Below are 20,897 nucleotides of genomic sequence, written 5' to 3'. Positions count from 1 at the left end.
GCGCGCGTCAGCTTCGCTTTCTAAATACCACGATCCGGTTCGTGTTGGTTCCCTTGGACATATTGTCCACGCCCCAGCAGTTCGCAGTCTTTGTAAACTGCTGGTCGTTGATCATGATGAGCAACGGTTCCAGTCCTGCGGCAAGTCCGCACGGCAGGACCGCTTCCTCGAGCCGCGTTGCGCCGCCGTGCACTTCGCCGACTTCAAATGCCACGTGGCCGCCGGGCTTCAAGACCCGTTGCAACTCCCGAAAAACGTCCGTCATCGCTGCCTGCCAAACGCCGATTTTTTTTGGGGTTGTAATCGAGACATTATCGGGATCGATATCTGCAAACCAGCAGCGCAGCCAGTTGTCGGTGGCATACTGAACGATATCCAGGAACGGGGGCGAAGTGACAACAAGCGTGATGGATTCGGAGGCGAGATCCCGTGTGGCGGCGGCTGGCGAAGTCAGCAGACGCGCTGAATCCGCCACTGACGAAAGCATCCGACGTACTTCTGGCGTGCAATCGCTCAGCAGCTGTTTCGACTTTTTCAGTAGGATGGCTGTCACGTCCCGCGGTGGCGGAACCTGGTTCCGCTTTGCGTTGATCTTCAACTGCGATTTTACTGAAACGGCCTGGTTAGGCGGCAGCGTGTAAACGGAAAAGAATCCCGGGGAGTGGCCCGTCAGTCGGTTGAGCGAAACCATCTCCAACCAAGCGTCGATCGAATCGAATCCTCCGCTGGCGCGTTGCTGTTTGAAGTATTTTCGCAAAGCGCTGATCCCTCTAAGCGTGTCTGGATGGTAGAACACGAGGAGTTCCTCAGGCATTTCACCCGCATCAGACAAATCAATTTCGCTGACCCGTTTCGCGATATCGGAAAGAGTGGGCGGACGCAATCGCGGCGCAGTCATCAGCACCGAGAGTGGGTTGATATCATTGCCGGAGGGGATTCGCCCCAGCAATGCGGCCTCGACAGGCGTGGTGCCGCGGCCCATGAAAGGATCATAGACCGCGTCGCCAGGCTGAGTCAGCCGCGCGATGAAAAATCTCGGCAATTGTGGTTTGAAGCAGGCACGATAGGAGATTTCATGCAATGAATTGGCCTGTCGCTGGCGCGCGGTCCAGAACTCGTTGACGAAAGTGGGAACATGATGCTTTCGGGATTCCGTTTCAATTGAAGTCACGAGGGTGCGCGTCGCCTCTCCAAACTCGCAAAAGCGCGCGAGTTGGTCTGCCAGGCTCTGGCCCGGCATTTCGGTGGTGACGACTGGGGCGGAGCGTTCCTGGATCTTCCGTGGGGGTAGAGCATCCAGGCCAAGATTCAGTTCGAGGTTGGCGCTCGATGAAAATTGTGGGTTCGACTGCAATGGGGGCGACACCCGTGCATAACAAACGGCGGGGCTCGGGGATGCAAGGAATTTTGATAGAAGTGAGAATCAAATGAGGACTTGCAATGCCTTGTGGCCGGGACTAGGCTCCTCGCTCCTTTTTGGAAATGCCTGATAGGCTTGGCGGCAGCAGCCGTTTGTTCCGGAAAACCAGTATATTTTATGTCAGTTAAAATTCGCATGAAGCGCATCGGCGCGAAGAACACTCCGGTGTTCCGCATTGTCGTGGCCGACAGCCGGAGTCCCCGCGATGGCAAATTCATCGAGGAAATCGGCGTTTATCACCCGTTGAAGCAGGGTGACAATTTCACTTTGAACATGGACCGCGCCAATTACTGGATCAGCAAGGGCGCGCAGCCGAGCGACACCGTCGCGAGCTTCATCAAGAAGGCTGGCAAACCTGCAGCTTAACCCTGCCGGGGAATGCAAGCCTTTCTCGAATACATCGTCAGGGGGCTCGTGCAGAACCCGGACGCGGTGACGGTGACTCCGGTGGAGAAGGAGGGCACTACGATTTATGAGCTGCGGCTGGATCCAAAAGACGTTGGCAAAATCATTGGCCGGCAGGGCATGACGATCAATGCGATCCGTTCGTTACTGCTGGCGGGAAGCGCGAAAAACGGGGTGCGCTGCACGTTGGAAATTGTGGAAGACCGGGCGTAGGTTTCGCCGCTCGCGCTTCGAGCGGATGCCCTGTGAAAATTGATGTCCTGACTCTGTTTCCGGCGATGTTCGCCGGGCCGCTTGATGAAAGCATTGTCAGGCGTGCGCGGGAAGCCGGGTTGCTGGACCTGACGATTCACCAGTTGCGGGATTTCACGCACGACCGGCATAAGACCGTGGACGATCGCCCGTTTGGCGGCGGGCCTGGGATGCTGTTAAAGCCCGAACCGATTTTTGAAGCGGTGGAAGCGATTGCGCGGCAGGAAACGCGGGTGATTTTAATGTCGCCATCCGGCCGCCCGTTCACGCAGGCAATCGCACGGGAGATGGCTCTGCTCGACGATCTGCTGATTGTTACGGGCCATTATGAGGGATTTGATGAACGCATTCGCGAGGAGCTCGCGGACGACGAGTTATCGATCGGCGATTATGTGCTGACGAATGGAGCACTGCCGGCGATGGTCGTGATTGATGCGGTGACGCGGTTGCTCCCGGGAGCGTTGGGCGATGCGGATAGTTCAAAAGACGAATCGTTCAGCCACGGGTTGCTGGAGTATCCGCAGTGGACGCGGCCGGCAGAGTTCCGCGGCATGAGAGTTCCAGACGTGCTCCTATCGGGAAATCACGCGGAAATCGCGAAGTGGCGGGCCGAGCAGGCGGCGACACGTACAAAGACGCGCAGACCGGATTTAACGGGCAGCTGAATGCAGCGGCCAGAAATGAAACGAGTGACTTTATGAATCAGGCATTACAAGAAAAAATCGAATCAGAACAGTTTCGCAAGGATGATGCGAAGTTTGAAGTGGGCGATTCCGTTCGCGTTCACACGAAGGTCGTGGAAGGTGACAAGGAGCGCATTCAGATTTTCTCGGGCGTGGTGATTGGCAAGCGCGGTCGCGGCCTTAACGAGACTTTCACTGTTCGCCGCATCAGCTATGGCGAAGGAGTGGAGCGCGTGTTTCCGCTGCATTCGCCGCGCGTCGACAAGATTGATGTCGAGCGGCAAGGATCCGTGCGCCGCGCGAAGCTTACTTATCTGCGCAAGCGGCTAGGCAAGGGTGCAACGCTGGTGAAGGAAAAGACCGCGAAAGCGCAACCAGCGGCAGCAAAGGCCTGATTTCTTTTTGGATTCAAGCGCAAGAGCGAGGCTGCGGCTTCGCTCTTTTTCTTTGAACCGGGACGCGCGTGCCCGTCAGCAACGGCGCTGACAGGTGAAAACATGCGCTTCGGATAGTTCCACAAAATTCTTCGAAAAACGTATTGCACTGAAAAAGCTCATTGCTATATTTCACGCCCGCTTCGGAACCTGAGGCGGACTTAACCATTAACAGACAATTGTTCTTTGTATGGCTGGACAACGTATTCGTATTCGCCTTAAGGCCTTTGACCATCGTGTCATTGACCAATCCGCCCGCGACATCGCGGACACGGTAAAGCGCACAGGCGCCCGCGTCGCAGGACCGATCCCGCTTCCCACACGCGTCGAACGCTTCACAGTTCAACGCTCTCCGCACTCTGACAAGAAGTCGCAGGAAACTTTCGAACAACGCACCCATAAACGGCTCATCGATATCATCGAGCCGACCGCGAAGACCGTGGACGAGCTGAAGAAGCTCAACCTGCCGGCCGGTGTGGACATCACCATTAAGATCTGAGCTGTTATGCCAATTGGACTTTTAGGAAAGAAACTCGGCCACACCCGCGTTTATGACGCAAACGGTGTGTTGATTCCCGTCACCGTCGTGCTCGCAGGGCCGAACCGCGTGCTTCAGGTCAAAACACAGGCGAGCAAGGACGGCTATAACGCCGTGCAGCTCGGCTTTGATGACCAGAAGGAACAACGCCTTGCCAAGCCGCTTATCGGCCACATCAAGAAGCACAACGGCGTTGCTGTGAAGCGCATCAAGGAATTCCGCAACTTCTCCAAGGAAGTTAAAGCGGGCGATGTGCTTGGACCAAACCTGTTCGCCCCGGGCGATTACATTGACGCGATCGGCGTCACCAAGGGCCGCGGTTTTGAAGGTGTTGTCGCCCGCCACGGATTCCGCGGGGGTGATTCAACGCACGGCGCAAAAGGGTGGCATCGCCGCTCCGGCGCCATCGGCCAGCGCCTGTTTCCCGGAACCGTCATGAGGGGCATGAAGATGCCCGGTCACCTGGGCCAGGTGCAGCGCACCACGCAGAATCTCGAGGTGGTGCAAGTCCGCGAAGCTGAGAACCTGATATTGATCAAAGGCTCGATTCCCGGAGCTGAAGGCGATTACGTCATCATTCGCGAATCAAAGAAGCGCCCGAAGGGTTGGAAGCCAGCGGTGGCAGCCGTCGGCAAGAAAGACACAAAGAAATCCGCTGCCGACAAGAAGAAGTAACTGAGGCGTTGCCATGAAGATTACAGTTAAAGACATCAAAGGACAAAGCCAGGGCGAGCTGGAGGTAAACTTCCAGCTGATCGAAGACGGCCGTGGCACGCAGGCGGTTCACGACGCGGTTGTCGCTTATCAGGCGGCGCAGCGCAGCGGAACGGCATCGACGAAGACCATGGGTGAAGTGGCCGGGACCGGTAAGAAGCCGTGGCGTCAGAAGGGCACCGGCCGCGCGCGCGCCGGTTCATTCGCATCTCCGCTTTGGCGTGGCGGTGGCGTGGTGTTCGGACCCAAACCCCGCGACTTCTCGAAGAAAGTGAACGCGAAGACGAAACAGCTAGCCCTGCGAAAGGCTCTGAGTGAGCGCTTGAAGGCGGGAGATGTGGTGATCGTGGACGACCTGAAGCTCGGTTCCGCCAAGACCAAGGAATTCATCAATGTGTTGAACGCGCTGCAACTTGACGGCACCACGCTGGTTGTTGCGCACGGCGAGGACAAGAACCTGTCACTCGCGTCACGGAATATCTCGTTTGTTTCGGTAACGACCAGCGACACGCTGAATACGTACGACGTTCTGCGGCCCGACAAGCTGGTGTTCACCAAATCTGCGTTCGAAAAAGTCGGCGCGCGTTTGAACAAGGAATGAACGGCGAATCGGTAAGCCAAAAGCCAGAAGCGCAAACAAACTGTTATGAATTCGTTCGAGATAATTAAGACCGTTCGCCTGACGGAAAAGGGGACGCGGCAGGGTGATTCCTTCAACCAATACACGGTTGTGGCAGATCGCCGGGCCACAAAACCGCAGATTCGCGCGGCCGTCCAGGAATTGTTCAAGGTCAAAGTCCTCAAAGTGAACACGCTGAACGTTCGCGGCAAATTCCGCCGCCAGCGCACCGCACAGGCAGGCCAGTCCTCCAATTGGAAGAAGGCGATCGTCACGCTGAAGGAAGGCGACAAGATTTCGCTGACCTGATTGAGTTGATTCATGGAAGCGCGAAGTTGAAATGCTTCGCGCTTCTTTATTCGGGGCGCAGTTCCCAGTAGATGCTGCCTCGAAGCGGTGGATGCAGCAGGAGCCCAGGGTGGCAAGGCGGGAACTTTCGAGGGTTGTGACCGCCCGGCCTGTTTGGTTTTGCGATAGATTGCCGAGTTGGAGAAAGGTTCAAACTTTTTTTAAATATCTATTGCACGGAATGAGGTGTTTACCTATATTCCCGGCTCCGTTCGCCCGACCCGGGCACGGACAGCGTGACCTGCGGAACCGATAACTGATTTCCCAACCGGGACAGGACTGATGGCTCCGCTCTCCAAGTAGCTGACTTGGTTGGTAACTGATTTGATTTTATGCCAGTTAAGACATTTAGACCGTTGACCCCGTCAACGCGATACGTAACGTTCGCCGATTTCAGCGAAATTACGAAGACCAAGCCCGAAAAGAGCCTGGTTGAGATTCGCAAGAAAACGGGTGGACGCAATCATTACGGACGTGCCACGGCGCGTGGCATTGGCGGCGGACATAAGCAGAAACTCCGCATCGTGGATTTTAAGCGTCAGAAACATGGTGTTGAAGCTACGGTTTCCGCGATCGAATACGATCCCGGCCGCACAGCACGGCTGGCACTCCTCCAGTATACGGACGGTGAGAAGGCATACATCGTTGCTCCCAATGGTTTGAAGGTGGGTGCGAAACTTTCCAGCGGCCCCTCCGCTCCCCCTGAAATCGGCAATGCACTTCCGCTGCGGGCGATTCCGGTGGGCATCGCCATTCACAATATTGAATTGACCCCGGGCCGCGGTGGACAGATGGTTCGCACCGCTGGTGGTGCTGCAACCCTGATGTCGCGCGATGAAGGCTATGCGCAGGTGCGTTTGCCTTCGGGTGAAATTCGCAAAATTCACGAGAACTGCTACGCCACGATCGGCCAGGTTGGAAATACCGAGCACGAGAATGTGGTCCTGGGCAAGGCGGGCCGCTCGCGCCATCGCGGCATTCGCCCGATCAATCGCGGTGTCGCTCGTAATCCAGTCGACCATCCGAACGGCGGCGGCGCGGGCAAATCGAAATCGGGCGGCGGCTGGCAACAGTTGACTTCGCCTTGGGGTCTCATCGCAAAGGGCTATCGCACGCGGGAGAAGAAGAAATACTCGAACCGGTTCATTCTGGTGCGCCGCGACGGCCGCCCCATGAAGAACAAGTAGGCCTGACGCGAACCGGCGAAACATCAATCGTAAATCGTAAATCGTAATTTTCCGTATGGGACGCTCCATCAAAAAAGGCCCGTTTGTAGATTTCCACCTGCTGGACAAGATCCAGAAGGCCAAGGAAACGAAATCGAAGTCGCCGATCAAAACCTGGTCGCGGCGTTCGATGATCACCCCTGAGTTCGTTGGCCTGACCTTCAACGTTCATAACGGCAAGGTTTTCAATCCAGTTTTTGTAACGGAAAACATGGTGGGACACCGGCTGGGTGAATTCTCCCTGACGCGCACGTTCAAGAAGCACGGCGCGCACACAGCCAAGGCGGAAGCGAAGTAGCCTATGCAAGTTCAAGCAATTACGAAAAACATCCGCATGTCCGCGCAGAAGATGCGCGAAGTGGTGCGCCAGATTCAGGGATTGCCTGCCCTTCAAGCACAGGCTGTCCTCGCCGTGGTTCCCCGAAAGGGCGCCCGGTTTGTGGCCAAGACATTGAAGTCGGCCATCGCCAACGCGGAAAACAACAACCAGGCCAAGCCGGAGGCGCTCGTGATCAAGGAAGCCGTCGCGCAAACCGCAACCAGCTACAAGCGCTTTACGCCGAAAGCCCGCGGATCCGCGGGTCCGATCATCAAGCGGAACTGCCACGTGAAGATCGTTTTAACCGACGAATAATCCAGATTTGCTATGGGTCAAAAAACTAATCCAGTCGGTCTCCGCATTGCAGTCAACAAGGACTGGCGCTCCAAGTGGTATGCCGGAAAGAAAGAGTTCGGCAAGCTGCTGACGGAGGACCGTCAGATCCGCGAGTTGTTGAAGAAAAAGCTCGAGACCGCCTCTGTTCCCAAGATTTTGATCGAGCGCGCCGCGAATCGCTGCCGCATCACGATCCTGACAGCCCGTCCTGGCGTCGTCATCGGCCGAAAAGGTGCCGAGATCGACAAAATCAAGGAAGAGCTCAGCAAGATGACGGGCAAGGAAATCTACGTTGACATCGTTGAGATCAAGCAGCCTGAAACCGACGCGCAGCTGGTTGCCGAGAATGTCGCCCTGCAGCTTGAACGCCGCGTTTCGTTCCGTCGCGCGATGAAGAAGGCGCTGCAGACGGCCAAGGACTTCGGTGCCGAGGGCATCAAGATTCGCTGCGCCGGCCGGCTTGGCGGGGCCGAGCTCGCCCGCGTTGAACAATATCATTGGGGCCGGGTTCCGCTGCACACGCTGCGCGCCAACATAGATTACGGTTTTGCTGAGGCACTGACCGTTTATGGAAAGCTGGGTGTGAAGTGCTGGGTCTGCAAGGGCGAGAACAAGCCAACCCGCGCACAACAGCCGTCCGCTCCGCAACCGGAAGCATTGCCGGTGAAGTAACTTTGTAGAAGAGAGATTCGATATGCCTTTACAGCCAGCAAGAGTTAAGTTTCGGAAGATGCACCGCGGCAACCGCGCAGGACTTGCCTATCGGGGCAGCACGGTGGCTTTCGGCGAATACGGTTTGATGGCCCTCGAACGTTGTTGGATGGATTCCAAGCAGCTCGAAGCCGCCCGCGTCGCCATTGCCCGCAACATGAAGCGCCACGGAAAACTGTGGATCCGGGTGTTTCCCCAGAAGTCATTCACGAAGAAGCCTTTGGAAACGCGAATGGGTAAGGGCAAGGCCCCGCTGGAAGGCTGGGTGGCCGTGATCCGTCCTGCGAACGTGTTGTTCGAAGTGGACGGAGTGACCGAAGCGGTAGCTCGTGAGTCCTTGCGGCTCGCCGCGACCAAGCTGCCGATCAAGACCAAGTTTATCGCCCGTCATCAGGCGACGGCGTAAGGGGCAAAGAGTTTATGAAGATGTCTGAAATTCAAGACCTGTCGCTGGTGGAGCTGGCGGCCAAGGGCCGTGATCTGCGGCAGGAGATTTTTAACCTGCGTTTGCAGCAGGCCAGCGCTCAGCTCGAGAAGCCGGCCCGCCTGCGCACCTTGCGCCGCGACATCGCACGCATCGAGACGCGTATTTCCCAAATGCGGAGCAAAGCGGCATGAAAAGCGAGTGAAGCAGTGAAGCGTGGAGCGCGGAAGCATACGCCGCGGCCACAGCACTCCCTCACTCCATCACCACAATTTTAACATGGCTGAAGAAACGAAAACTTTGGAACTCGCTCGCGGCAATCGCAAGGAACGCGTCGGCGAAGTGATTTCTAACAAGATGACCAAGACCATCGTGGTTCGCGTGGAACGCCGTTTCCCGCACCCGAAGTTCAAGAAGGTGGTCACAGGTTATAAGAAATTTTACGCGCATGATGAAAAGGCCGAGGCAAAGGTCGGCGATCGCGTGCGCATTGAGGAGACGCGTCCGCTGTCTAAGTTGAAACGCTGGCGTCTGGTGGAAGTGGTTGAACGCAGCTCCGGTGTTGCACCGGTGGCCGCCTGATTTAATTCGTTATGTTGCAGATTCGTTCTCATTTGGATGTTGCCGACAATACCGGCGCAAAAGTCGCCTGGGCAATCGGCGTCCTGGGCAAAAACCAGACGTATGCCCACGTCGGCGACGTGATCAAGGCACACATCAAGGACGCCGCCCCTGATGGCACCGTCAAGAAGGGCGACGTTGTCGATGCAGTGATTGTGCGCACCAGGCAGGCGATCCGTCGCAGCGATGGCTCATATCTGCGTTTCGACAGCAACGCGATCGTCATCATCGACAAGGAACTGAATCCGCGTGGAACTCGCATCTTCGGACCTGTTGCCCGGGAATTGCGCGAGAAGAAGTTTATGAAGATCATTTCGCTCGCTCCGGAGGTAATTTGAGTATGCAACGATTTCATGTGAAGAAGGGTGATGAAGTGGTCGTGATCGCGGGCGCCGAAAAGGGCAAGCGCGGCAAGGTCATCTCCATTGAGGCGGCCAAACAGCGCGTCATTGTCGAAGGCGTCCAGATGATCAAGCGCCACACACGCCGCACGCAACAGAACCAGCAGGGCTCGATCGTGACACGGGAGGGTACCGTTCACATCTCGAACGTGATGAAGGCTGATGCCTTTGATGCGCGGGCCGGCAAACGCTCGGCTGCGGCACCCGCCAAGGCCTGAGTGGTGACAATTTAAGCAGCATAAGAATTTAGAGTTACGGCAATCACCGTGACGAAGACGAAATGAAAGCCAGACTTTACGAAAAATACGTCAACGAGGTGGTCCCCGCGTTGAGAACGAAGAACAACTACGGCAACGTCCATCAGATTCCGCGGTTTGAAAAAATCGTCGTGAACATGGGTGTCAGCGCCTCCCTGGAAAAGAGTGCGATCGATGACGCGGCCAAGGATCTCGCTGCGATTACAGGCCGCAAGCCCGCCATCAGCAAGTCGCGGCACAGCATTGCGAACTTCAAACTGCGCGAAGGCCAGCCGATCGGTTGCCGGGTGACGTTGCGCAAGGATGCGATGTACGAGTTTTTCGACCGTTTGGTTGCGGCGGCACTGCCCCGCATTCGTGATTTCCGCGGCCTCTCACCCCGGAAATTCGACGGACGCGGCAATTATACGTTTGGTGTCTCGGACCAGACGATCTTCCCTGAAATTGAGCTCGACAAGATCAAGCGCACGCAGGGGATGGACATCACGATCGTGACCACGGCGCAGACGGATGCAGAAGCCTTGGAGTTGTTGAAGATGATGGGCATGCCGCTGGCTGAAAAATAAGAATTTTTATGGCGAAGAAATCATGGTTGGAGCGCAACAAGCGCAAGTCGGAAACGGTGAAGAAGTATGCGGCGTTGCGCGCCGAGCTGAAGGCAAAGCGTGATTACGCCGGCCTTGCGAAACTCCCTCGCGATGCCAGCCCAACGCGCGTGGTGAACCGCTGCGCGATGAGCGGCCGCCGCCGCGGCTACTGGCGAAAGTTTGGTTGCTCGCGCATGACGTTCCGGGAAGCCGCATTGAACGGCCTGGTTCCGGGAGTGACGAAGGCGAGCTGGTGAGAAGATGAACGGAATACTGGGCCCGGATGGCGAGCGACAGGAAGGAATGCTCGCGAAAGCCGGAACCCAAGACTCCATCTGAATTTATGATCGACCCGATTTCTGACATGTTGACCCGCATTCGCAACGCCCAACGCGCGTTGCTGCCGGCGGTCGAAATTCCGCACTCCAAAGTGAAGGAGAGCATCGCCCACATCCTGAAAAAGGAAGGCTATGTCGCGGAAGTCGCCGTGGACGGCAAGGGATTCAAGACCCTGAAGCTGAAGTTGAAGTACCAGGGCAAGAAGAGCGTCATCGAAGGCATTCGCCGTGTGAGCCGCCCGGGTCTTCGTCATTACGTAGGTGCCACTGAGATTCCACGCGTGCGCAATGGCCTCGGCATTGCCGTGGTATCCACGCCGGAAGGCGTGATGACTGGCAACTCGGCCCGGAAGAAAAATCTTGGTGGAGAATTGCTGTGTTACGTGTGGTAAGCGGCTCCCGCCTGAGCAAGAGCCAAAACTGAATTGATTTTATGTCGCGAATTGGAAAACAACCGATTGCTGTTCCTCCGAAGGTCAAGGTGGAGGTCAAGGGCCAGCAGGTTCTCGTGGAAGGTCCGAAAGGCAAACTGGCCTTCGATCTGCCCCACCGCACCAGCTTGAAAGTCGAGAATGGAAGCATTGTGGTCAGCCGCAACGGCGACGACGCCCAGGCCAAAGCATTGCACGGACTGAGCCGCGCCCTCGTCAACAATATGGTCAAGGGCGTCAGTGAAGGATTCGTCAAGAAGCTCGAAATCCAGGGCGTCGGATTCAAAGCCGCCGTGCAGGGAAACGTGGTTAATCTGAACCTCGGTTTCTCGCATCCCATCAATTATCCAATCCCTGCGCAGATCAAAGTGACGGTCGAAGAAAACACCAAGGTGACGATCGAAGGGCCGGATCGGCAAGTGGTCGGCCGTGTGGCGTCGGAGATTCGCAGCTTTTACCCGCCTGAACCCTACAAGGGCAAGGGTGTGCGGTATGCTGGCGAACATGTCCAACGCAAGGAAGGCAAGACCGTCCAATAACCATTACAGCCACGGCAAATCCGTGGCGCTACACGATGAGAACAGACAAGAAGCAGAGATTGGCGCAGCTCCGTCATTGGCGCGTGCGAAAGAAAGTGAACGGAACCACTGAACGCCCCCGCATGAGCGTGCGGTTCACGAACGAGCACATTTACGTGCAGTTCATTGATGACATCAAGCGCGTTACTGTGGCTGCGGCGGCAACGACCGCGAAGGCGACCCCGGATCGCGAAAAGATGGGTGCAAATGTCAGCAGCGCCAAAGCCATCGGCACACTTGCAGCCAAGGCAGCGATCGACAAGGGAATTACAAAGGTCGTGTTCGACCGCAGCGGTGCCCGTTATCACGGCAAAGTGAAAGCGCTGGCTGATGCCGCACGCGAAGCGGGTCTGCAGTTTTAACGTTTAACCCGAGAGAAGATATTGTGGCTGAAGAAACCAACATTGTAGAAGGCGCGGGCGCCGAGCAGCAGCAACCGCAGGCGCCACAGGCACCGCAAGCGCCGCAGCAAACCCAACAAAGTCACCAGCATCCGTATCAGCGGGGTGGGGGACGCGGCCAGGGTCGCGGGCGACGCAAACCGCCCGAGGACTCCGGCGGTCAGGGCGGGGAAGAGTTAATGGAGAAGGTTGTCTTCATTAACCGTTCCGCCAAGGTGGTCAAAGGCGGCCGCCGCTTCAATTTCAGCGCGCTTGTAGTGGTCGGCGACCGCAAGGGCAAAGTCGGCGTCGGTCTCGGCAAGGCTGGCGAAGTGGCTGACGCCATTCGCAAAGGCGGCGAGGACGCACGCAACCATATGGTGCCCGTGTCGCTCAAGGCAGCCACCATTCCGCACGAAGTGTTTTCCCATTACTGCGGAGCCAAAGTTCTCCTTCGTCCTGCGTCACCGGGAACTGGGATCATTGCCGGCAAAACGGTGCGGGCAGTCCTGGAATCCGCGGGCGTAAAGGACATCCTGAGTAAATCGCTCGGATCCAAGAACGCGGCAAACGTGGTGAAAGCGACGCTCCATGCGTTATTGAGCCTCCGACAGGCCGAGGACATTTACAAGGGTCGTGGCATTGAAATGCGGAAGGCGGCTCCCCAGGTGCCCGTTGCGTCTTAACCTGGCAAGTGCGTTCCGCGGCCGCGTGTTCCGTGTTCGGAACAACTCGCGGAGTGTGGGACCGAATTGAGAATCTAAGATTTTATGCGTTTACATGATTTGAAACCCCGTCCAGGCGCGAAGCATCGTCGCAAGCGTCTCGGCCAGGGTGAATCCAGTGGCCGCGGCAAAACCGCCGGGCGTGGTGGCAAGGGCCAGACGGCCCGTTCAGGCAGCTCCATCCGTATCGGGTTCGAAGGCGGCCAGATGCCGCTCATCCGCCGCATTCCAAAGCGCGGCTTCAACAATACGCGGCACGCGACCACTTATATTCCGGTCAACCTGGAATCGTTGAATGTGTTTGAGGACGGCGCCCGCGTGGACGAGGCGGCAATGAAGAGCGTCGGCCTGGCGAATGGCCCCGGCGCCGGGATCAAGATCCTTGGAAACGGCGAAGTGACGAAGAAGCTCTCCGTCAGTGCTCATGCGTTCAGCGCTGCTGCCAAGGCAAAGATCGAGGCCAAAGGCGGCACCTGCGAAGTGATTGGCAAAGTGGAATCCACCAAGGCTTAGTCTTAGGCGCCCATGATTGCCAATATCGCGAACACGTTCAGCAACTGCTTCAAAATTCCGGAGCTGAAGTCGCGGATCCTGTTTACCGTGATGATCCTGGCAATCTGCCGGTTGGTCGCGTACATCACGATTCCTGGTTTGGACGGAACCCGGCTGGCCGAATTCTTCTCGCAGTTGGCCGATCGTGGTGCGGGTGTTCTCGGCCTCTACAGCATGTTCACGGGTGGCGCGTTGCAACGTTGCGCGGTCGGATCGCTCGGGATCATGCCCTATATCAGCGCCACAATTATCGTGCAGCTCCTGACGGCCGTGTACGGCCCTTGGAGCAAGCTGGCGCGCGAGGAAGGCGGACGCACCAAGTTGATCCAATACGGGCGCTATTTGACCCTGCTGCTTTGTGTCGGCCAGGGAATGGCAATGGCGATTGGCTGGGAGAATCCTGAGGCGGTGTTTCAGTCGGCCGAGATTGGGCGTATAGTGTTGTTCCCTGACAGCTGGATCTGGTGGTATCGCATTCAGACGACCTTGATTCTCACGTGCGGAACCATGTTGTTGATGTGGCTCGGCGAACAGATTACCGAGCGGGGTATCGGGAACGGCATCTCGTTGATCATCACGATCGGTATCCTTGCCGAAATTCCGTCAGCGATCCAAGGCTTGCGTGACCTGTTCTTTGCTTCTGGCGACACTGAGGCGCGAGGCAACATTGGACACGCGATTGCGTTGCTGCTTCTGCTTGCAGGCGTGATCGCGGGTGTGATCGCCATCACCCAGGCGCAACGGAAGATTCCAGTCCAATACGCGCAGCGCGCGGTCGGCAGAAAAGTGTATTCTGGCGGAACCTCGTTCATGCCTTTGCGGGTGAATTACGCGGGCGTAATGCCGATCATCTTTGCGCAGGCTATATTGATGTTCCCGCAAAAGATTTTCTACACGCTGGGCCAGAGCCTCCGCGACAGCACCAGTGCGAGTGGCAAATTCTTTTCGGAGATGTTTTCCGCGATCGGCAATGCGCTCGATCACAACAGTTTTTGGTACTTCCTGCTGTATTCGCTGATGATCCTGTTCTTCTCCTACTTCTGGGTGGCCACTCAATTCAATGAATTGCAGATTGCCGACGACCTGAAGAAAAACGGCGGATACATCCCAGGTGTTCGACCCGGCCAGGCGACTTCGGATTACCTGCATAATGCGATGAGCCGCATCACGCTGGCAGGCGCCATCTTCCTGCTGGTGATCGCAATCATCCCGATGATTCTGGCGACCCAGATGGGTATTTCGTATCAGGTGGCCCAGTTTTTTGGAGGCACCAGCATGCTGATCGCCGTCGGCGTCGTTTTGGATACCATGCGCCAAATGGAGTCCCATCTTCTCATGCGCCATTATGATGGTTTTCTGAAGAAGGGCCGGGTCAAGGGCCGCATCTGAGATCCTGTCTGGCCGGTTTGCGGTCAAGCTCCGAAAATGATTGTTCTCAAGAGCGAGCGGGATTTGGAAGCGATGCGGCCTGCATGCACCATCGCAGGTACAGTGCTGAACGATGTAGCGGCTTTCATCAGGCCGGGTTTGACAACCCGGGAAGTGGATGATTTTGCCGCAGAGCGTATCCGAAGCCACGGCGCAAAAAGTGCGTTTCTCGGGTATCGAAAATATCCGTGTCACATCTGCATCTCGGTGAACGACCAGGTAGTCCATGGTCTGGCAGGTGACCGGCAGTTGAAGCTCGGGGACATTGTGAGCCTCGACGTTGGTGTCATTTACAACGGATTTATCGGGGACACGGCAAGGACGGTAGCGGTCGGGGGATGCGGGGTTCTTGGACAGAAGTTGATGGACGTGACCCAGAAGTCATTGTTCGAAGGGATCGCCCAGGCTGTGCCCGGGAAGCGCGTGGTGGATATATCCCGGGCGATTCAGGTTTATGTAGAGCAGAACGGCTTCAGCATTGTGCGGGAGTTTGTGGGACACGGGGTGGGACGCTCGATGCATGAAGAGCCGCAGATTCCGAATTTTGACGAGCGGAAGAAGCGTTCGCCGGAACTGCGGCCTGGAATGACGCTGGCGATTGAGCCGATGGTAAATGCGGGGCTGCCAGGCGTAAAAATCTTGAATGATGGCTGGACAGTGGTCACTCAAGATGGTTCATTGTCCGCTCATTTTGAGCATACCGTTCTGGTGACGGACGGCGAGCCGGAGATCATGACATGGCCGGAGCAAATGCCTTCCAGGTTGAGGGCATCGTGACCGCGGTGCTCCCGAAGCAGTTGTTCCGGGTCAGGCTTGCCAATGGCCACGAGCTGACGGCTTACGCCTTGGGCGCCGCCAAACGAACGTTCGCGGCGCGGGCCGGAGACACAGTGAAGTTGCAGATGTCGCCCTACGACTTGTCGGAAGGGCGAATCGTCGTCGAAACGAAGACAGATTTACAATGAAAGTTCGAGCATCAGTAAAAAAACTTTGCGAAAACTGCAAAGTGATCCGGCGCAAAGGCGTAATTCGCGTCATTTGCAGCAACAAACGCCACAAGCAACGGCAAGGTTAATTTATGGCACGCATCATTGGTGTAGAAGTCCCGCCAAACAAGCGCATCGATATCGCGCTTCGCTACATTTACGGCATCGGCGCGAAGAACGCAGTCGATATCCTCGCGAAGGCGCAGATTGACCCGAGCGTTCGCGCGAAGGATTTGACGGAAGCCCAGCTTTCGCAAATCGTCCACGCGATTCAGGAAGGGAAGTATGTCATCGAAGGCGATCTGCGCCGCGAGATCGGCATGAACCTCAAGCGTTTGCAGGGAATTAAATGCTACCGCGGCATTCGTCACATGCGCGGCCTGCCTGTCCGCGGGCAACGCACACAAACCAATGCCCGCACGCGCAAAGGACCACGGAAGACTGTCGGCGTGCAACGTAATCCGAACGCGAAGACTGGTATTCACTGATTTTTGTTATGGCTGAAGAAACGAAGAAGAAAGCACCCGCTCCCAAGAAAGAGGGCAAATCTGAGGGAGCTGCTGCTGCTGAGGAAACAAAAGTGACCAAGAAGGCGCCTGCCGCTGATGCTGCCACTGCCGCGCCTGCTGCTCCCGCAGCACCGGAAGCACCGGTCGCAGCCGCGGCTCCCACGGCCGCCGAATTGCTTGCCGACGATCTGGCAGGCAAGAAGATTGTCAAGGCCAAGGGCGCCAAGAATATTTCCGTTGGCATCGCGAACATCCTCGCCACGTTCAACAACACCCAGGTCACCATCACTGACATGCATGGAAACCTGCTCGGATGGTCCAGTGCCGGCCGGGTGGGATTCAAAGGGTCGCGGAAAAGCACCGCTTACGCCGCCCAGCAGGTGGCGCAGGACGCCGCCCGCCAGGCCATGTCGCACGGCATGAAGGAGGTCGAAGTGCGCGTGAAAGGTCCGGGTTCCGGCCGTGAATCGGCAATCCGGGCGCTGCAGGCGATCGGCCTGGAAATCACCACAATCAAAGACGTGACTCCGGTGCCTCACAATGGCTGCCGCCCGCGCAAGAAGCGCCGCGTGTAGTCGTAAACTGTAAATCGTTAATCGAAATTTTCTATGGCTCGTTACACAGGTCCTCGCGTTCGAATCAGCCGCCGCTTCGGAATCCCGATCTTCGGCCCGACCAAGTATCTCGAACGCCGCAATTACGGCCCGGGCATGCATGGCCCGAAGTCCCGCCGCAAGCATACTGACTACGGTCTGGGGCTGATTGAGAAGCAGAAGCTCCGTTATTTTTATGGCTTGCTTGAACGTCAGTTTCGTGGCGTTTACCAGAAAGCGCTGCGCCGCCGTGGCGTGACCGGTGAGCACATGCTGCAGATTCTCGAGACACGCCTCGACAACGTTGTGTTTCATCTCGGTTTCGCGAGTACCCGTGCTGCCGCCCGCCAGCTTGTGACCCACGGTCACGTGCAGGTCAACGGCCGCAAGGTCAACATCCCGTCCTACGCCCTGAAGGTGAATGACGTGATCACCATCAAGAGCACCAATGTTTCGCGCCAGCTTGCGACGAAGAACCTGGAAAGCTCCACCAGCCGGTCCATTCCGGATTGGTTGTCCCTCAGCAAGGATGACCTGAAGGGCGTCGTGATGCGCATTCCGACTCGTGATGAGATCAACCCGATCGCGAACGAACAGGCTGTCGTCGAATTTTATTCCCGCTAGTTAACTGAACGGGGTGACGGGTTTTGCAACGCCGGGCTGCCTTTTCGTGGCCGCCCCGGCGCTTCATACTCAAACGCTCCAGAAACAATTATACGGATTGCGCCAGCCAGCGGGAACATACTCTGGCGCAATCAGATTAAAATTGTTGAAAGGATAATATGCCAGTACGTCTAGGACGTTTTGAAATGCCCAAGCGGTTGACCAAGGAAGAGTCTACCGCGACCGAAACCTACGCAAAATTCATTGCTGAACCATTTGAAACCGGCTACGGCCATACGGTCGGCAATTCGCTGCGCCGCGTGTTGCTGTCGTCGCTCGAAGGTGCTGCGATCACTTCCATCAAGGTCGACGGCGCGATGCATGAGTTCGCGACAGTCGATGGCATCGTTGAGGATGTCACTGAGATCGTTTTGAACCTGAAGAAGGTTCTCTTTCGCGCGCACACCCGCGACCCGCAGACTCTGCTGCTTTCCGTGAACAAGGAGGGCGAAGTGACTGCGGCGGACATCCAGCTTAACCAGAACGTTGAATTGGTTAACCCGAATCAGCACATCTGCACGCTCGACAAAAAGAAGAAGTTCGAGATGGAACTGGAAGTGAAGATCGGCCGTGGCTTTATGCCCGGCGACGAGAACAAGAAGCCGAATCAGGCCATCGGAGTCATCGCCATTGACTCCCTGTTCTCCCCGGTTACACGCGTTCGTTACGCGGTTGAGAGCGCTCGCGTCGGGCAGCGGACTGATTATGATCGCTTGTTGATGGAAGTGTGGACCGACGGCCGCATTACGCCGGACGACGCCCTCACGCAAGCCTCCGCCATTCTCGCGCATCATCTGGACGTTTTTGTCGGCTATGACAAGAGCGCGGTGGAGTTCGAGGAAGTTGTGGACAAGCAGGACGAGGAAAAGTCCAAGCTGAAGAAGCTCCTCAATATGAGCGTGAACGAAATCGAGTTGAGCGTCCGCGCAGCGAATTGCTTGAACAATGCCAACATTACCTCGGTTGGGCAGCTGGCGATGAAGACCGAATCCGAAATGCTGAAGTACCGCAATTTCGGAAAGAAGTCTTTGAACGAGATCAAGGACAAGCTTCAGGCGCTCGGACTGGGGCTCGGCATGACCTTCGATGCCGATCTGTTGGACATGCCGAAGGAAGAATCAGGGCTAGTGACCCGATAACAGTAAGTAGTATATGCGACACCTCAAGCGAACTGCCAAGTTGGGCCGCACCGGCGAACACCGGAATGCAATGCTTGCCAACCTGGTTTGCAGTCTGATCAAGCACAAACGCGTTACGACCACGCTGGCGAAGGCCAAAGCGGCCAGGTCGGTGGCAGAGAAGCTTGTCACGCTCGGCAAGAAAGGCACTGTTCACGCCCGCCGTCTCGCGGTGGCCCGGCTTCACCAGGAAGACGCCACCAAGATCCTTTTCAGCGAGATTGCGCCGGCACAGAAGAACCGCAACGGCGGCTACACCCGAATCGTCAAGTTGCATCAACGCCAGGGCGACGCCGCCCAGCTCGCGATCCTTGAATGGGTCGACATGCCGGCTGGCGAAAGCGCTCCTACGGAAACGAAGGCGGAGACCAAGCCTGCTGAAGTGAAGGAAGGTCAAGCAGCCGAAGCCAAGGCCTGAACAAGGTTTTAAATCATTATCAGCCCGTCCTTTCCTGGACGGGCTTTTTTCTTACGCGAGCATCAGCCAGACCAGCGCTGCGATGACGGCGACGGCGGCGATCCACCAAAACCAGGGAAGGCCCGACGGGGAGTTTTTCCGTGCGCCGAACTCGGTTTCGACGAATTTTTCGTAGTTGAAATTTTCCTCCGGAAGATCCAGTCCGCTCGTTTCGGCTTCACTCGACCAGCCGGTCTGATCATCGGATCCGCACTCTGGGCATGCCTTGGCGCGCGCGGGAACGTCAGCGCCACAATTGGGGCAAATCGATGGCATCTGGAAGTGATGATAGAGCTGGATGGTTTGTGATTGAAGATTTGCTGCCGCAGACCTCATCCGTGGCGTCCAAATCATTCATCATCAATCGTAAATCATGCATACCCTCAGCCTCCGACGCCGGCGTATTCCTCGTCGACCTTCAGGTTCAGTCCCATGAGCACGTAGTCGTGCGAAATGGCCTGCATGTCTTTCACGTAGTCGTCGAAGCGGCAGAGATTGCTGAAGCCGAGCATTGCGAACATTTTAATTGCCGCTTCCTGGCTCCCGATGAATTCCGCTTCCAACCGTTCGAGCCCGAGACTGCGCGCCGTTTCGGAGATCTCCTTGATCAACGCGCGCGCGAGGCCCCGCCCGCGGTATCGTGGAAGCACAAGCACGCTGACGCGGCCGATGTGCCTTTTCCATCCTCCCTGCTGCTGGTGCAGTGTCGCCACCCCTGCGAAGTTGTTGTCCATGAGCGCGACGAGGGGGAATTTGCGCCCGAGATCGATGTTTTGGCACCACGCGCGGATCACCTGTGGATCGCTTACACGATGTTTGATGAACATGCGTTCCTGTTCGGGAACGGACTGGAAAAATTCATAGAACTTCTTCTCGTCGTCCTTCTTCAAGGGCCGGAGAGTTGCCTGGAATTGCTCCTTTAAATCGATGCGCCGAGGAAACTTTTGGATCTCGAGGTCGAGTGACATAGGCGTCCTGGGTTGGACGGCCCAGTCATTTCAGAGAAAGCGGCGGCTGTCAATACAGCCGCGGGGGTTCGCCCGCGATTCCAGAGGTCACTTCCAGCGTATGTTCATCTATCGCTGCAGGGTCAATGCTCCATGCCGAGGCGAGCAGGGGGACTCGCTCAGTGTTGGATGCCTCGAAATCCACCGCGTTGAACAACGCGACCGAGGGGCATTCGCAATACTGAAAGCACTTCATGCCCAGGTCGATTTCCGCCTGGGTTTTGACACCCTGATTCCAAAGGGTTCGGCCAGCCCAGCAATAGGCACGAATGACACGCCCATTTTCGGCTCGCACCCACGAGTGATGATTCAACGCGGGGGTGGCGCTGAAAAACTGAACGTGTCCGAGCTTGCGGCTTAAATCCATCAGGAACCTAAACGAAATATCAACGTCCTCAGCAGGATCCGGCAACCCGGACCCGGTGATCAGGATCCAGCCGTGAAGCGGGGGCGTGATGAACAGGCGCAACTCGCCCGTGAGTCCCTGGAAACAGGTGCATGGGCGGGGATTACTCAGGCCCAACGCTGCTTGAACCGCAGGAAGGTTCCGGCTGCGCACAGCCACCCACGCATGAGGACGATGGACGAATGAGCAACGGGTCAGTTGGTCAAACGTTTCCGGATCCAGCACCGGAGCTGCCGCCATGAGTGGCCGCTTTCGCCGCCAATGCATGATCAACAAAATCGTTGCAGCGCCCGCGATCAGCGACAGGCTGAGCAGCGTAAGGAGCAAGACGGGGATGAGATCCTGCGTGTTCACTCGAGACGAACACTAGC

At 56.9% G+C, this 20,897-nt stretch carries 37 protein-coding genes; 33 read left to right on the top strand and 4 right to left on the bottom strand.

Annotated elements, in window-relative coordinates; genetic code table 11:
• Positions 1-7: 7 nt before the first annotated feature.
• Positions 8-1,354, bottom strand: a complete 1,347-nt coding sequence (locus tag VEH04_06645) for a DNA methyltransferase (GenBank protein ID HYG22445.1) — start codon at positions 1,352-1,354, stop codon at positions 8-10.
• Between the two features lie 183 nt (positions 1,355-1,537).
• On the opposite strand from VEH04_06645, the gene rpsP reads away from it, so the two are divergent.
• The 33 genes from rpsP to rplQ all read left to right on the top strand — a co-directional run bounded on the left by rpsP (position 1,538) and on the right by rplQ (position 19,074).
• Positions 1,538-1,786, top strand: a complete 249-nt coding sequence (rpsP, locus tag VEH04_06640) for a 30S ribosomal protein S16 (GenBank protein ID HYG22444.1) — start codon at positions 1,538-1,540, stop codon at positions 1,784-1,786.
• A 12-nt stretch (positions 1,787-1,798) separates the two neighbouring features.
• The gene (locus tag VEH04_06635; GenBank protein ID HYG22443.1) at positions 1,799-2,038 is read left to right on the top strand and encodes a KH domain-containing protein; all 240 of its coding nucleotides are present in this window, start codon (positions 1,799-1,801) and stop codon (positions 2,036-2,038) included.
• A gap of 32 nt (positions 2,039-2,070) precedes the next feature.
• The gene (gene trmD / locus VEH04_06630; GenBank protein HYG22442.1) at positions 2,071-2,742 is read left to right on the top strand and encodes a tRNA (guanosine(37)-N1)-methyltransferase TrmD; all 672 of its coding nucleotides are present in this window, start codon (positions 2,071-2,073) and stop codon (positions 2,740-2,742) included.
• A gap of 32 nt (positions 2,743-2,774) precedes the next feature.
• Positions 2,775-3,155 (top strand): 50S ribosomal protein L19, encoded by a 381-nt coding sequence (gene rplS, locus VEH04_06625; GenBank protein HYG22441.1) that lies wholly within the window; start codon positions 2,775-2,777, stop codon positions 3,153-3,155.
• Positions 3,156-3,384: 229 nt separating this feature from the next.
• Positions 3,385-3,693 (top strand): 30S ribosomal protein S10, encoded by a 309-nt coding sequence (rpsJ, locus tag VEH04_06620; protein ID HYG22440.1) that lies wholly within the window; start codon positions 3,385-3,387, stop codon positions 3,691-3,693.
• 6 nt (positions 3,694-3,699) lie between these two features.
• Complete coding sequence (gene rplC, locus VEH04_06615) at positions 3,700-4,407, top strand: 50S ribosomal protein L3 (protein HYG22439.1); 708 nt, start codon at positions 3,700-3,702, stop codon at positions 4,405-4,407.
• Between the two features lie 13 nt (positions 4,408-4,420).
• Positions 4,421-5,047, top strand: coding sequence for a 50S ribosomal protein L4 (gene rplD, locus VEH04_06610; protein ID HYG22438.1), 627 nt, complete (start codon positions 4,421-4,423; stop codon positions 5,045-5,047).
• A 45-nt stretch (positions 5,048-5,092) separates the two neighbouring features.
• Positions 5,093-5,374 (top strand): 50S ribosomal protein L23, encoded by a 282-nt coding sequence (gene rplW, locus VEH04_06605; protein HYG22437.1) that lies wholly within the window; start codon positions 5,093-5,095, stop codon positions 5,372-5,374.
• Between the two features lie 371 nt (positions 5,375-5,745).
• Positions 5,746-6,600, top strand: a complete 855-nt coding sequence (gene rplB / locus VEH04_06600; GenBank protein ID HYG22436.1) for a 50S ribosomal protein L2 — start codon at positions 5,746-5,748, stop codon at positions 6,598-6,600.
• 55 nt (positions 6,601-6,655) lie between these two features.
• A complete protein-coding gene (gene rpsS, locus VEH04_06595; GenBank protein ID HYG22435.1) occupies positions 6,656-6,937 on the top strand; it encodes a 30S ribosomal protein S19 in 282 nt (93 codons plus the stop codon).
• A gap of 3 nt (positions 6,938-6,940) precedes the next feature.
• A complete protein-coding gene (rplV, locus tag VEH04_06590; GenBank protein HYG22434.1) occupies positions 6,941-7,273 on the top strand; it encodes a 50S ribosomal protein L22 in 333 nt (110 codons plus the stop codon).
• Between the two features lie 12 nt (positions 7,274-7,285).
• Positions 7,286-7,966: a 30S ribosomal protein S3 gene (gene rpsC, locus VEH04_06585; GenBank protein ID HYG22433.1), complete on the top strand. Its 681-nt coding sequence runs from the start codon at positions 7,286-7,288 to the stop codon at positions 7,964-7,966.
• 22 nt (positions 7,967-7,988) lie between these two features.
• Positions 7,989-8,411 carry a 50S ribosomal protein L16 gene (gene rplP / locus VEH04_06580; GenBank protein HYG22432.1) on the top strand — a complete coding sequence of 141 codons (423 nt, stop codon included), beginning with the start codon at positions 7,989-7,991 and terminating at the stop codon, positions 8,409-8,411.
• A gap of 14 nt (positions 8,412-8,425) precedes the next feature.
• Positions 8,426-8,623 (top strand): 50S ribosomal protein L29, encoded by a 198-nt coding sequence (gene rpmC / locus VEH04_06575; protein ID HYG22431.1) that lies wholly within the window; start codon positions 8,426-8,428, stop codon positions 8,621-8,623.
• Positions 8,624-8,708: 85 nt separating this feature from the next.
• Complete coding sequence (gene rpsQ, locus VEH04_06570; protein ID HYG22430.1) at positions 8,709-9,011, top strand: 30S ribosomal protein S17; 303 nt, start codon at positions 8,709-8,711, stop codon at positions 9,009-9,011.
• Between the two features lie 11 nt (positions 9,012-9,022).
• Positions 9,023-9,388: a 50S ribosomal protein L14 gene (gene rplN, locus VEH04_06565; GenBank protein HYG22429.1), complete on the top strand. Its 366-nt coding sequence runs from the start codon at positions 9,023-9,025 to the stop codon at positions 9,386-9,388.
• Positions 9,389-9,390: 2 nt separating this feature from the next.
• Positions 9,391-9,669 (top strand): 50S ribosomal protein L24, encoded by a 279-nt coding sequence (gene rplX, locus VEH04_06560; GenBank protein HYG22428.1) that lies wholly within the window; start codon positions 9,391-9,393, stop codon positions 9,667-9,669.
• 62 nt (positions 9,670-9,731) lie between these two features.
• The gene (gene rplE / locus VEH04_06555; GenBank protein HYG22427.1) at positions 9,732-10,274 is read left to right on the top strand and encodes a 50S ribosomal protein L5; all 543 of its coding nucleotides are present in this window, start codon (positions 9,732-9,734) and stop codon (positions 10,272-10,274) included.
• 8 nt (positions 10,275-10,282) lie between these two features.
• Positions 10,283-10,552: a 30S ribosomal protein S14 gene (rpsN, locus tag VEH04_06550; GenBank protein ID HYG22426.1), complete on the top strand. Its 270-nt coding sequence runs from the start codon at positions 10,283-10,285 to the stop codon at positions 10,550-10,552.
• Positions 10,553-10,638: 86 nt separating this feature from the next.
• A complete protein-coding gene (gene rpsH, locus VEH04_06545; GenBank protein ID HYG22425.1) occupies positions 10,639-11,025 on the top strand; it encodes a 30S ribosomal protein S8 in 387 nt (128 codons plus the stop codon).
• A 41-nt stretch (positions 11,026-11,066) separates the two neighbouring features.
• Positions 11,067-11,603: a 50S ribosomal protein L6 gene (gene rplF / locus VEH04_06540; protein ID HYG22424.1), complete on the top strand. Its 537-nt coding sequence runs from the start codon at positions 11,067-11,069 to the stop codon at positions 11,601-11,603.
• 35 nt (positions 11,604-11,638) lie between these two features.
• Positions 11,639-12,004, top strand: coding sequence for a 50S ribosomal protein L18 (rplR, locus tag VEH04_06535; GenBank protein ID HYG22423.1), 366 nt, complete (start codon positions 11,639-11,641; stop codon positions 12,002-12,004).
• A 23-nt stretch (positions 12,005-12,027) separates the two neighbouring features.
• Positions 12,028-12,708 (top strand): 30S ribosomal protein S5, encoded by a 681-nt coding sequence (rpsE, locus tag VEH04_06530; GenBank protein ID HYG22422.1) that lies wholly within the window; start codon positions 12,028-12,030, stop codon positions 12,706-12,708.
• Between the two features lie 84 nt (positions 12,709-12,792).
• Entirely contained in the window at positions 12,793-13,260 is a 468-nt protein-coding gene (gene rplO, locus VEH04_06525; GenBank protein HYG22421.1) for a 50S ribosomal protein L15, read from the top strand.
• 12 nt (positions 13,261-13,272) lie between these two features.
• Positions 13,273-14,688: a preprotein translocase subunit SecY gene (gene secY / locus VEH04_06520; GenBank protein ID HYG22420.1), complete on the top strand. Its 1,416-nt coding sequence runs from the start codon at positions 13,273-13,275 to the stop codon at positions 14,686-14,688.
• A gap of 36 nt (positions 14,689-14,724) precedes the next feature.
• Positions 14,725-15,504 (top strand): type I methionyl aminopeptidase, encoded by a 780-nt coding sequence (gene map / locus VEH04_06515; GenBank protein ID HYG22419.1) that lies wholly within the window; start codon positions 14,725-14,727, stop codon positions 15,502-15,504.
• Positions 15,465-15,692 carry a translation initiation factor IF-1 gene (locus VEH04_06510; GenBank protein HYG22418.1) on the top strand — a complete coding sequence of 76 codons (228 nt, stop codon included), beginning with the start codon at positions 15,465-15,467 and terminating at the stop codon, positions 15,690-15,692. The genes map and VEH04_06510 overlap by 40 nt, the downstream gene beginning before the upstream one ends.
• Positions 15,689-15,802, top strand: coding sequence for a 50S ribosomal protein L36 (rpmJ, locus tag VEH04_06505; GenBank protein HYG22417.1), 114 nt, complete (start codon positions 15,689-15,691; stop codon positions 15,800-15,802). The genes VEH04_06510 and rpmJ overlap by 4 nt, the downstream gene beginning before the upstream one ends.
• A gap of 3 nt (positions 15,803-15,805) precedes the next feature.
• On the top strand, positions 15,806-16,201 hold the full coding sequence (gene rpsM / locus VEH04_06500) for a 30S ribosomal protein S13 (protein ID HYG22416.1): 396 nt from the start codon (positions 15,806-15,808) through the stop codon (positions 16,199-16,201).
• 8 nt (positions 16,202-16,209) lie between these two features.
• Positions 16,210-16,797, top strand: a complete 588-nt coding sequence (gene rpsK / locus VEH04_06495; protein ID HYG22415.1) for a 30S ribosomal protein S11 — start codon at positions 16,210-16,212, stop codon at positions 16,795-16,797.
• A 33-nt stretch (positions 16,798-16,830) separates the two neighbouring features.
• The gene (gene rpsD / locus VEH04_06490; GenBank protein ID HYG22414.1) at positions 16,831-17,439 is read left to right on the top strand and encodes a 30S ribosomal protein S4; all 609 of its coding nucleotides are present in this window, start codon (positions 16,831-16,833) and stop codon (positions 17,437-17,439) included.
• A 158-nt stretch (positions 17,440-17,597) separates the two neighbouring features.
• Positions 17,598-18,617, top strand: a complete 1,020-nt coding sequence (locus VEH04_06485) for a DNA-directed RNA polymerase subunit alpha (protein ID HYG22413.1) — start codon at positions 17,598-17,600, stop codon at positions 18,615-18,617.
• Between the two features lie 13 nt (positions 18,618-18,630).
• On the top strand, positions 18,631-19,074 hold the full coding sequence (rplQ, locus tag VEH04_06480; GenBank protein ID HYG22412.1) for a 50S ribosomal protein L17: 444 nt from the start codon (positions 18,631-18,633) through the stop codon (positions 19,072-19,074).
• A gap of 51 nt (positions 19,075-19,125) precedes the next feature.
• On the opposite strand, the gene VEH04_06475 is transcribed toward rplQ, so the two are convergent.
• Genes VEH04_06475 through VEH04_06465 form a run of 3 tightly spaced genes read right to left on the bottom strand, consistent with a single transcriptional unit; the run spans position 19,126 to position 20,880 of the window.
• Positions 19,126-19,467, bottom strand: a complete 342-nt coding sequence (locus VEH04_06475) for a zinc ribbon domain-containing protein (protein HYG22411.1) — start codon at positions 19,465-19,467, stop codon at positions 19,126-19,128.
• A gap of 29 nt (positions 19,468-19,496) precedes the next feature.
• Complete coding sequence (locus tag VEH04_06470; protein HYG22410.1) at positions 19,497-20,081, bottom strand: GNAT family N-acetyltransferase; 585 nt, start codon at positions 20,079-20,081, stop codon at positions 19,497-19,499.
• 49 nt (positions 20,082-20,130) lie between these two features.
• A complete protein-coding gene (locus VEH04_06465) occupies positions 20,131-20,880 on the bottom strand; it encodes a hypothetical protein (GenBank protein ID HYG22409.1) in 750 nt (249 codons plus the stop codon).
• Between the last annotated feature and the right edge of the window lie 17 nt (positions 20,881-20,897).

It is taken from the genome of Verrucomicrobiia bacterium, assembly GCA_035629175.1.
Lineage (GTDB): Bacteria > Verrucomicrobiota > Verrucomicrobiia > Limisphaerales > DASXHY01 > DASXHY01.
The sequence above is the reverse complement of the archived record's forward strand: the minus strand, read 5'-3'. Positions and strand labels throughout refer to the sequence as shown.

Bases quoted from the DNA above. Each gene is read 5' to 3' on its own strand.
- rpsP (HYG22444.1), top strand. From the start codon at position 1,538: ATGTCAGTTAAAATTCGCATGAAGCGCATCGGCGCGAAGAACACTCCG.
- VEH04_06635 (HYG22443.1), top strand. From the start codon at position 1,799: ATGCAAGCCTTTCTCGAATACATCGTCAGGGGGCTCGTGCAGAACCCG.
- rplS (HYG22441.1), top strand. From the start codon at position 2,775: ATGAATCAGGCATTACAAGAAAAAATCGAATCAGAACAGTTTCGCAAG.
- rpsJ (HYG22440.1), top strand. From the start codon at position 3,385: ATGGCTGGACAACGTATTCGTATTCGCCTTAAGGCCTTTGACCATCGT.
- rplC (HYG22439.1), top strand. From the start codon at position 3,700: ATGCCAATTGGACTTTTAGGAAAGAAACTCGGCCACACCCGCGTTTAT.
- rplD (HYG22438.1), top strand. From the start codon at position 4,421: ATGAAGATTACAGTTAAAGACATCAAAGGACAAAGCCAGGGCGAGCTG.
- rplW (HYG22437.1), top strand. From the start codon at position 5,093: ATGAATTCGTTCGAGATAATTAAGACCGTTCGCCTGACGGAAAAGGGG.
- rplB (HYG22436.1), top strand. From the start codon at position 5,746: ATGCCAGTTAAGACATTTAGACCGTTGACCCCGTCAACGCGATACGTA.
- rpsS (HYG22435.1), top strand. From the start codon at position 6,656: ATGGGACGCTCCATCAAAAAAGGCCCGTTTGTAGATTTCCACCTGCTG.
- rplV (HYG22434.1), top strand. From the start codon at position 6,941: ATGCAAGTTCAAGCAATTACGAAAAACATCCGCATGTCCGCGCAGAAG.
- rpsC (HYG22433.1), top strand. From the start codon at position 7,286: ATGGGTCAAAAAACTAATCCAGTCGGTCTCCGCATTGCAGTCAACAAG.
- rplP (HYG22432.1), top strand. From the start codon at position 7,989: ATGCCTTTACAGCCAGCAAGAGTTAAGTTTCGGAAGATGCACCGCGGC.
- rpmC (HYG22431.1), top strand. From the start codon at position 8,426: ATGAAGATGTCTGAAATTCAAGACCTGTCGCTGGTGGAGCTGGCGGCC.
- rpsQ (HYG22430.1), top strand. From the start codon at position 8,709: ATGGCTGAAGAAACGAAAACTTTGGAACTCGCTCGCGGCAATCGCAAG.
- rplN (HYG22429.1), top strand. From the start codon at position 9,023: ATGTTGCAGATTCGTTCTCATTTGGATGTTGCCGACAATACCGGCGCA.
- rplX (HYG22428.1), top strand. From the start codon at position 9,391: ATGCAACGATTTCATGTGAAGAAGGGTGATGAAGTGGTCGTGATCGCG.
- rplE (HYG22427.1), top strand. From the start codon at position 9,732: ATGAAAGCCAGACTTTACGAAAAATACGTCAACGAGGTGGTCCCCGCG.
- rpsN (HYG22426.1), top strand. From the start codon at position 10,283: ATGGCGAAGAAATCATGGTTGGAGCGCAACAAGCGCAAGTCGGAAACG.
- rpsH (HYG22425.1), top strand. From the start codon at position 10,639: ATGATCGACCCGATTTCTGACATGTTGACCCGCATTCGCAACGCCCAA.
- rplF (HYG22424.1), top strand. From the start codon at position 11,067: ATGTCGCGAATTGGAAAACAACCGATTGCTGTTCCTCCGAAGGTCAAG.
- rplR (HYG22423.1), top strand. From the start codon at position 11,639: ATGAGAACAGACAAGAAGCAGAGATTGGCGCAGCTCCGTCATTGGCGC.
- rplO (HYG22421.1), top strand. From the start codon at position 12,793: ATGCGTTTACATGATTTGAAACCCCGTCCAGGCGCGAAGCATCGTCGC.
- secY (HYG22420.1), top strand. From the start codon at position 13,273: ATGATTGCCAATATCGCGAACACGTTCAGCAACTGCTTCAAAATTCCG.
- map (HYG22419.1), top strand. From the start codon at position 14,725: ATGATTGTTCTCAAGAGCGAGCGGGATTTGGAAGCGATGCGGCCTGCA.
- VEH04_06510 (HYG22418.1), top strand. From the start codon at position 15,465: ATGGCCGGAGCAAATGCCTTCCAGGTTGAGGGCATCGTGACCGCGGTG.
- rpmJ (HYG22417.1), top strand. From the start codon at position 15,689: ATGAAAGTTCGAGCATCAGTAAAAAAACTTTGCGAAAACTGCAAAGTG.
- rpsM (HYG22416.1), top strand. From the start codon at position 15,806: ATGGCACGCATCATTGGTGTAGAAGTCCCGCCAAACAAGCGCATCGAT.
- rpsK (HYG22415.1), top strand. From the start codon at position 16,210: ATGGCTGAAGAAACGAAGAAGAAAGCACCCGCTCCCAAGAAAGAGGGC.
- rpsD (HYG22414.1), top strand. From the start codon at position 16,831: ATGGCTCGTTACACAGGTCCTCGCGTTCGAATCAGCCGCCGCTTCGGA.
- VEH04_06485 (HYG22413.1), top strand. From the start codon at position 17,598: ATGCCAGTACGTCTAGGACGTTTTGAAATGCCCAAGCGGTTGACCAAG.
- rplQ (HYG22412.1), top strand. From the start codon at position 18,631: ATGCGACACCTCAAGCGAACTGCCAAGTTGGGCCGCACCGGCGAACAC.
- VEH04_06475 (HYG22411.1), bottom strand. From the start codon at position 19,467: ATGATTTGGACGCCACGGATGAGGTCTGCGGCAGCAAATCTTCAATCA.
- VEH04_06470 (HYG22410.1), bottom strand. From the start codon at position 20,081: ATGTCACTCGACCTCGAGATCCAAAAGTTTCCTCGGCGCATCGATTTA.